At 34.5% G+C, this 6,660-nt stretch carries 7 protein-coding genes and 1 other RNA gene; 7 read left to right on the forward strand and 1 reads right to left on the reverse strand.

Going from position 1 to position 6,660, the window contains the following annotated elements:
• Positions 1-170 precede the first annotated feature (170 nt).
• From AN960_RS09120 to secG, 3 genes are all read left to right on the forward strand, one after another.
• Complete coding sequence (locus tag AN960_RS09120; RefSeq protein WP_056469914.1) at positions 171-392, forward strand: hypothetical protein; 222 nt, start codon at positions 171-173, stop codon at positions 390-392.
• Positions 385-1,314, forward strand: a complete 930-nt coding sequence (locus AN960_RS09125) for an alpha/beta fold hydrolase (RefSeq protein ID WP_056469918.1) — start codon at positions 385-387, stop codon at positions 1,312-1,314. Before AN960_RS09120 ends, AN960_RS09125 begins: the two co-directional genes overlap by 8 nt.
• An 84-nt stretch (positions 1,315-1,398) precedes the next feature.
• The gene (gene secG / locus AN960_RS09130) at positions 1,399-1,632 is read left to right on the forward strand and encodes a preprotein translocase subunit SecG (RefSeq protein WP_025569105.1); all 234 of its coding nucleotides are present in this window, start codon (positions 1,399-1,401) and stop codon (positions 1,630-1,632) included.
• Between the two features lie 123 nt (positions 1,633-1,755).
• Here the strand turns inward: secG and AN960_RS09135 are convergent, their stop codons facing one another.
• Complete coding sequence (locus tag AN960_RS09135) at positions 1,756-2,247, reverse strand: DinB family protein (protein ID WP_056469921.1); 492 nt, start codon at positions 2,245-2,247, stop codon at positions 1,756-1,758.
• Positions 2,248-2,522: 275 nt separating this feature from the next.
• Between AN960_RS09135 and AN960_RS09140 the strand changes: the two genes are divergently transcribed.
• The 4 genes from AN960_RS09140 to ssrA form a co-directional block, all read left to right on the forward strand.
• On the forward strand, positions 2,523-3,263 hold the full coding sequence (locus AN960_RS09140) for an alpha/beta hydrolase (protein ID WP_056469924.1): 741 nt from the start codon (positions 2,523-2,525) through the stop codon (positions 3,261-3,263).
• Between the two features lie 67 nt (positions 3,264-3,330).
• The gene (gene rnr / locus AN960_RS09145; protein WP_082459447.1) at positions 3,331-5,769 is read left to right on the forward strand and encodes a ribonuclease R; all 2,439 of its coding nucleotides are present in this window, start codon (positions 3,331-3,333) and stop codon (positions 5,767-5,769) included.
• 91 nt (positions 5,770-5,860) lie between these two features.
• A complete protein-coding gene (gene smpB, locus AN960_RS09150; RefSeq protein WP_056469927.1) occupies positions 5,861-6,328 on the forward strand; it encodes an SsrA-binding protein SmpB in 468 nt (155 codons plus the stop codon).
• 213 nt (positions 6,329-6,541) lie between these two features.
• Positions 6,542-6,660: a transfer-messenger RNA gene (gene ssrA, locus AN960_RS23975) on the forward strand; the annotation flags it as partial.

The raw sequence follows: 6,660 nt of genomic DNA on the forward strand, positions 1-6,660 counted from the left end.
AAACTTCAATACAAAACATGCTTAGTTTAAAATCCTAAATATGAGCTTAACTTTGACATAAAAAGTTCACCAAATTGATGATAAATTGTTAAAAATTAAACTATAGAATTAGGAAATATGGATTAGTATTGAATTATGGATAAGAATGGCAATTAGTTGGGAGGATAATTATGAAATTTTTCGCATACTTAAAAGATTTTCTTTGGTATACTATAAAAACATATTTACTTCCATTTATGATTGTTATTGTTACAATAGTAATTGTTTTTTGGAGACTATTAGGTGATGAATTTACATTTAATTACATACGATTAGAAATAATCTATTTCACTTGTTTTTTCTTATTAGTATCTTTTACAACATATGAGATGAAGGGGCATAAAAATGAATAATTGGGAAGGATTAATTTCGGCGAAGGATCGAACAAAAATCTATTTGCGAAAATATATTCCTGCTGAACCAATTGCTGTGATTCAAATTGTACATGGAATGGCAGAGCATGGTGGAGCTTATGAAAAATTTATTGAATATTTAGTTCATAATCAGTTTGCAGTCTTTGTTCATGATCAAAGAGGTCATGGAAAAACAGCGGCTATTGAGGATGATTTAGGTTTTTTTGGTGAAGAAATCGGTTGGGATGAAGTTGCTAATGATATCATTTTTATAAGTAAGATGATCAGAAAAGAACTGAAAGATATTCCTTTAATTCTATTTGGGCATAGTATGGGATCTTATTTGAGCAGACGAGTTGTTCAATTAAATGGGGGACTATACGATGGGCTAATTATTTCTGGAACTGGATGCGATCCAGGAATACTAAGAAAATTAGGAGTTTTTATTTCAAGCGCAGAAGCATTTTTAATTGGAGCTAGTAAGAGAAGTAAGGTTTTAGACTTTTTAACCTTTGGAAACTTCAATAATCATTTTAAGTTTCCTAAAACAAAATATGATTGGTTAACAAGAGATGAAGCTGAGATTGATCGCTATATAAAAGATCCATATTGTGGTTTTATTTGTTCTGCAAGCTATTATCGCGAACTGTTGAAAGGGATCGGAATTATACATCGTAAAGAGGAAGTAACGAAGACACCAACTTCATTGCCAATTTATATTTTTTCAGGAGATAAAGATCCAGTTGGTCAAAATGGTGAAGGTGTAAAGAAGGTATATGGGTTATATAAAGATATTGGATGTTCAAATGTAAAGTTGAAATTATATGAAGAAGGTCGCCATGAGATGCTTCATGAAACAAATAAAGATGAAGTACATCAGGATGTAAAAACTTGGATTGAAGAAACGATCTTAAAACATTAAATAAGTGTTGTACTCTCATATTGAAGTATAGTATTCTTCATAGTAGAATAGGAAGTAACAGTATTTTACTGTGGAGGTGAAGAAATGCATACGTTTTTATCTGTACTATTAATTATTGTTTCAGTACTTATGATTGTTTTAGTTCTACTTCAATCTAGTAAAAGTAACGGCCTATCAGGTGCGATCTCTGGTGGTGCTGAGCAACTGTTTGGCAAGCAAAAAGCTCGTGGTTTCGAATTAGTTTTACAACGAATCACAGTTGTTGTAGCGGTTTTATTCTTCATTCTAACAATTGCTGTAACGTATTTTAAACTGTAATAAAACAAGCTACCAAAAAGGTGGCTTTTTTATTTTTCTAAAATTGTAAACTATGTAGTTCGATTTGGAGTAATAAAAAAGACAACCTAAAAACCAGGTCGTCCCACAATTAGCCACAAAAAATTATCCCTTCATTGCAGCCCATTCTTCTTTACTTGGACCGTACATTCCAGGAATAGCTAATCCTGCTTGTCGCATTAATACAGTCATTTGGCCGCGGTGATGCGTTTGATGTGAAATTGCCATACGTAGTAATGCATGGATAGGCATTTCAAGGAATCCAAAAGCATTAATGATTTGATTTAAGTCTTTTTCTTTCCATTCTTTTTCTGCTGCTTCAACCATTGCTTTACCTGCTTCTGCGTATTTTTCAGTAATTTCCTTCGCAGTTGCTGGCATCTCTTCCTTGCTCATGGATGCTTCGAATTGTAATCCTGATTGTGAAATGATCGCTTTAATTGCTGTAGTTATATGCCAAGCTAATTCTCCTAAAGAGCTAAAATCTTCACCAATTGATTGATCAAGTGACTCATCTGTCATAGCATTTAGTAACTTGATTGTGTTTGCTTCTTCCATTTTCCATTCAGTAATAAATTCTTCAACATTATTAAACATAACGTATCCTCCTTTTGTTGGTTAAATTACCAACATTATTATTACCACACCTTTCATTAAATCATAACTAGTTAATTAAAAAAACTGTTTATTGGTAAATTATTGAATTGAAAGGTAAAATAAAAGAACAATTTCTTTACGTAAAATTAGTTAAATATTATTATCAATTAATTATATTGAAGATATCGATTATTAATTTAAATAAACAAAATCATTTTAGATAATATAAAAGTAACGAAAGAAAAATGGATAGAAAAGTTTTGGAGTGAGTATATATGAGAGTAACAATGCCGAAGCCATTTACGTTTGAAGGTGGAGATCGAGCAGTATTATTATTACATGGATTTACAGGACATTCTGCGGATGTACGAATGCTTGGCCGTTTTTTAGAAAAACAAGGTTATACTTGTCATGCACCGCACTATAAAGGACATGGTGTACCACCAGATGAGCTTGTTCATACTGGACCAGAAGACTGGTGGAAGGATGTAATGGAAGCTTATCAGTTTTTAAAGGATAAAGGACATCAAAAAATTGCGGCGGTAGGTCTATCTTTAGGAGGAGTATTTGCACTAAAGCTAGGTTATACTGTTCCTTTGAATGGTATTGTCACAATGTGTTCGCCGATGTATATAAAAAGTGAAGAAATTATGTATGAAGGTGTCTTAGCTTACACAAGAGAGTTTAAAAAACGTGAAGGGAAATCTCCTGAACAAATTGAAGTAGAAATGGAAGAGTTTAAAAAAACTCCGATGAATACATTAAAGGCTCTTCAAGGTTTAATTAAAGAAGTGCGTGAAAATGTTGATACAGTATATGCACCAACGTTTGTCGTACAATCTACTGTAGACGAGATGATTAATACTGACAGCGCAAATATTATTTATAATGAAGTGCAATCTGATCAGAAAAAATTAAAGTGGTACGAAAATTCAACACATGTTATTACGCTTGGACAGGAAAAAGACATGTTACATGAAGATGTACTAGCATTTCTTAATGAATTGGAATGGTAGAATGAAATCTTTCTGGACAAACTTAAACTAAATATCCTTTAAGAGTTAGAAAAAAGGAGGGAAAATTATGAATCAACAATGGAAAGAAAAATTATTAGAATTGATGAAAAGTGAAGACTATAAGCCTTTAAATATTCAAGGTATTGAAGAGGCTATGGAGCTGACTGAAGCAAGTGACTTTCGAGAAGTAGTAAAAACGCTCGTTATTTTAGAAGATGAGGGTTATATTGTACGTTCTCGAAATAATAAATACAGCTTACCTGATCAATCTCATTTAGTAAGAGGTAAATTAACTGGCCATGCTAAAGGCTTTGCGTTTGTCATTCCAGAAGAAGCAGGGGCAGAAGATGTATTTATTTCGCCGTCAGATTTAAATGGTGCTTTACATGGAGACATCGTTTTAGCTCGTATTACAAAAGAAAAAAGTGATGCACGTAGAGAAGGGACAATTGTAAAAATTATTGAACGTGGTCAAACGAAAATGGTAGGTACATACCAGGCTCAGAAAAGTTTTGGCTTCGTAGTTCCTGATGATAAACGATTCGGAAGCGATATTTTTATTACAAAGAGCAATTCTCAAGGTGCTGTAGAAGGTCATAAAGTTGTTGTAGAACTTACTCAATTTCCAGAGAATGGGAAAAGTGCAGAAGGAATTGTAGTCCAAGTACTTGGACATAAAAATGATCCTGGTGTTGATATTCTATCGGTTATTCATAAGTTTGATTTACCTCAAGAATTCCCTAAGGAAGTAATGGATCAAGCAAATGCAGTACCGGATGAGATTGATGAATCAGCTATTGGCACTCGTCGCGATCTTCGTGGTGAACAAATTGTAACGATAGATGGAGCAGATGCAAAGGACTTAGATGATGCCGTTACAGTAACAGCGCTTGAAAATGGTCATTACAAGTTAGGAGTACATATTGCAGACGTTACTTACTATGTGACAGATAGCTCACCGATTGATCAAGAAGCACATGATCGTGGAACAAGTATATACTTAGTTGACCGAGTTATACCGATGATTCCGCACCGTTTGTCTAATGGAATTTGTTCATTAAATCCAAAAGTAAATCGATTTACACTTTCATGTGAAATGGAAATTGACCAAAAAGGTGAAGTTGTTAAGCATGAAATTTTTGAAAGTATCATTAAAACAACTGAACGAATGACATATAGCGATGTTAATAAAATATTAGATGAGCAAGATGCTGAATTACGTGAACGTTACGAACCGTTAGTCCCAATGTTTGAGGAAATGGCTAAGTTAGCGAAAATCTTACGTAATAGACGTATGACTCGTGGAGCAATCGATTTTGATTTTAAAGAATCGAAAGTATTAGTTGATGAAGATGGTCATCCAACTGATGTCGTCATACGCGAGCGTTCAACTGCAGAAAAACTAATTGAAGAATTTATGCTAGTAGCGAATGAAACAGTTGCTGAGCATTTCCATTGGTTAAATGTACCGTTCATGTATCGTGTTCATGAGGATCCAAAAGAAGAAAAGTTACAACGATTCTTTGAATTTATTGCATCATTTGGTTATACAGTAAAAGGTGCTGGAAATGAAATTCACCCGAGAGCGTTGCAACAAGTTCTAGATATGGTTCATGGGCAACCAGAGGAGACAGTCATTTCAACAGTTATGCTTCGTTCAATGAAACAAGCGAAATATGAGGCTGATAATCTTGGCCATTTTGGCTTGGCAGCGGAATATTATACTCATTTCACATCACCGATTCGTCGATATCCGGACTTAATTGTTCATCGATTAATTCGTAAATATTTAATCGAAGGAAAAATGGATAATGAGACAAAACGTGAGTGGGATGATAAATTACCTGCAATCGCAGAGCATGCATCAAATATGGAGCGTCGCTCAGTTGAAGCAGAAAGAGAAACCGATGATTTGAAAAAAGCAGAGTACATGCTTGATAAAATTGGTGAAGAGTATGAAGGTATTATCAGCTCTGTAACAAATTTCGGTATGTTTATTGAACTGCCAAATACAATTGAAGGATTAGTTCGAGTTGCTGATTTATCAGATGACTACTATAACTATGACGAGCGTACGTACGCTATGATTGGTGAAAGAACAGGGAAAATTTTCAGAATCGGTGATGAAGTTTCTGTTCGAGTAGTGAATGTTAATAAAGAGGAACGAGCAATCGATTTTGAAATTGTTGGCATGAAATCGAACAAACCTCGTAGAAGCGGCGGTAGAGGGCCGGTTAATCTTGGCGGTGGCTCTGGTGGCGGCAGAGGAAGAGGTGGACGCGGAAGAGGTTCTTCAGATCAAAATGGAGACAGCTCTCGCAGTGGCCGTTCTCGTGGAAGACGAGGCGATAGTTCACCTCGAAATGAAGAGAAAGAAAGCGGACGTGGTGGTAAATCATCGAGAAATAAACGCGATGATCGTTTTAATCCAACGAAAAGCAAAAGCAAGAGTAAAAAGAACAAGCCTTTTTACGAAAAAGTAGCAAAAGGTAATAAAAAACGATAGTAAGTAAAAAGCAGTGGATAAATTTGTCCACTGCTTTATGTATACAAACATAAATTATGGTAAAATAAGTAAAGATAGAGAGGTGTTATTTATGCCAAAAGGTGAAGGGAAAGTAATTGCTCAAAATAAAAAAGCGTATCATGATTACTTTATTGAAGAAACGTATGAAACTGGCATCGTTTTACAAGGTACTGAAATAAAATCATTACGAGCTGGAAAAGCTAATCTAAAGGATTCCTTTGCACGTGTTCAGGGCGGAGAAGTATGGCTTCATAATATGCATATTAGTCCATATGAACAAGGAAATCGTTATAATCACGAACCATTACGAACTAGAAAATTACTACTACATAATAGAGAAATCGTGAAGTTAATTGGTTATACAAAGGAAACAGGTTATACGTTAGTACCTTTAAAAATTTACTTGAAAAATGGCTATGCTAAGCTATTGCTTGGATTAGGTAAAGGTAAGAAACAATACGATAAACGTGATGATTTAAAGAAAAAAGAAGCAAAACGTGAAGTAGAACGTGCATTCAGGGATCGTCAACGAATTTAATTGGATAATTGTTGAAGCATTGGAATTCTGTTTTTCTTTTAGAAACAATTGTTAATTGCAACTTGAGTTGGATATGCTATAATAAGTTTGTAAGTTAATCAGCAACACAAATTGCACGATGTGCAGTTTTTATAAATTATGAAGCCTTTGCTTTATGCTTCGTAAGTCACTCATAGCGAACATATCTGAATAAGTTATGTGAGCATTTTATATGGGGGCGTTACGGATTCGACAGGGGTAGTTCGAGCTTAAGTCGCGAGTCGAGGGGTCGGCCTCGTTAAAACGCAAAAGCCAATAACTGGCAAAAACAACAATTTCTCTTTAGCTGCTTA

The sequence above is a fragment of the Bacillus sp. FJAT-25509 genome, from assembly GCF_001420605.1.
GTDB lineage: Bacteria > Bacillota > Bacilli > Bacillales > Bacillaceae_G > Gottfriedia.

Excerpts from the sequence above, each read along its gene's own strand:
- AN960_RS09120 (WP_056469914.1), top strand. The coding sequence starts at position 171 with ATGAAATTTTTCGCATACTTAAAAGATTTTCTTTGGTATACTATAAAA.
- AN960_RS09125 (WP_056469918.1), top strand. The coding sequence starts at position 385 with ATGAATAATTGGGAAGGATTAATTTCGGCGAAGGATCGAACAAAAATC.
- secG (WP_025569105.1), top strand. The coding sequence starts at position 1,399 with ATGCATACGTTTTTATCTGTACTATTAATTATTGTTTCAGTACTTATG.
- AN960_RS09135 (WP_056469921.1), bottom strand. The coding sequence starts at position 2,247 with ATGTTTAATAATGTTGAAGAATTTATTACTGAATGGAAAATGGAAGAA.
- AN960_RS09140 (WP_056469924.1), top strand. The coding sequence starts at position 2,523 with ATGAGAGTAACAATGCCGAAGCCATTTACGTTTGAAGGTGGAGATCGA.
- rnr (WP_082459447.1), top strand. The coding sequence starts at position 3,331 with ATGAATCAACAATGGAAAGAAAAATTATTAGAATTGATGAAAAGTGAA.
- smpB (WP_056469927.1), top strand. The coding sequence starts at position 5,861 with ATGCCAAAAGGTGAAGGGAAAGTAATTGCTCAAAATAAAAAAGCGTAT.